The organism is Mesorhizobium sp. M4A.F.Ca.ET.020.02.1.1 (genome assembly GCF_004022645.1).
GTDB lineage: Bacteria > Pseudomonadota > Alphaproteobacteria > Rhizobiales > Rhizobiaceae > Mesorhizobium.
Genome location: NZ_RZOI01001258.1, coordinates 1 through 795, shown reverse-complemented (window position 1 = coordinate 795; position 795 = coordinate 1). Strand labels below are relative to the sequence as shown.

At 65.4% G+C, this 795-nt stretch carries 1 protein-coding gene; it reads left to right on the top strand.

Annotated elements, in window-relative coordinates; genetic code table 11:
- Positions 1–795 (top strand): 2-oxo acid dehydrogenase subunit E2 (locus EN742_RS36475; protein WP_189375762.1); only part of this gene is annotated, 795 nt, incomplete at both ends.

Here is a 795-nt window from a genome sequence, read left to right as displayed (position 1 = left end):
GGCACGGGCCCGCATGGCCGCGTCGTCAAGGCCGATGTCGAGGCAGCGATTGCCGGCGGCGGCGCGAAAGCAGCGCCAGCCGCCAAGGCGCCTGCCGGTGCTCCGGCGGCAGCTCCGGCTGCAGCGCCGAAGCCAATGTCGGACGACCAGGTGCTGAAGCTGTTCGCCGAAGGCTCCTACGAACTCGTCCCGCACGACAACATGCGCAAGACCATCGCGCGCCGCCTGGTCGAGGCCAAGAGCACCATCCCGCATTTCTACCTGACGCTGGATTGCGAACTCGACGCGCTGCTTTCGCTGCGCACACAGCTCAACGCCGCCGCGCCGGTGAAGAAGACCGAAAAGGGCGAGGTTCCCGCCTACAAGCTCTCGGTCAACGACATGGTGATCAAGGCGATGGCGATGGCGCTGATGGCGGTGCCGGACGCCAATGCCTCGTGGACTGACAGCGCCATGGTCAAGCACAAGCACGCCGATGTCGGCGTCGCGGTCTCGATCCCGGGCGGCCTCATCACGCCGATCATCCGCCATGCCGACGAAAAGACGCTGTCGGTCATCTCAAATGAAATGAAGGATCTGGCCAGCCGCGCCCGCAGCCGCAAGCTGAAGCCGGAGGAATATCAGGGCGGCACCACGGCGGTCTCCAATCTCGGCATGTTCGGCATCAAGGATTTTGCCGCCGTCATCAACCCGCCGCACGCCACGATCCTGGCGGTCGGCGCCGGCGAGCAGCGTGCAGTGGTCAAGAACGGCGAGATCACGATAGCCAACGTCATGTCGGTGACGCTGTCGACC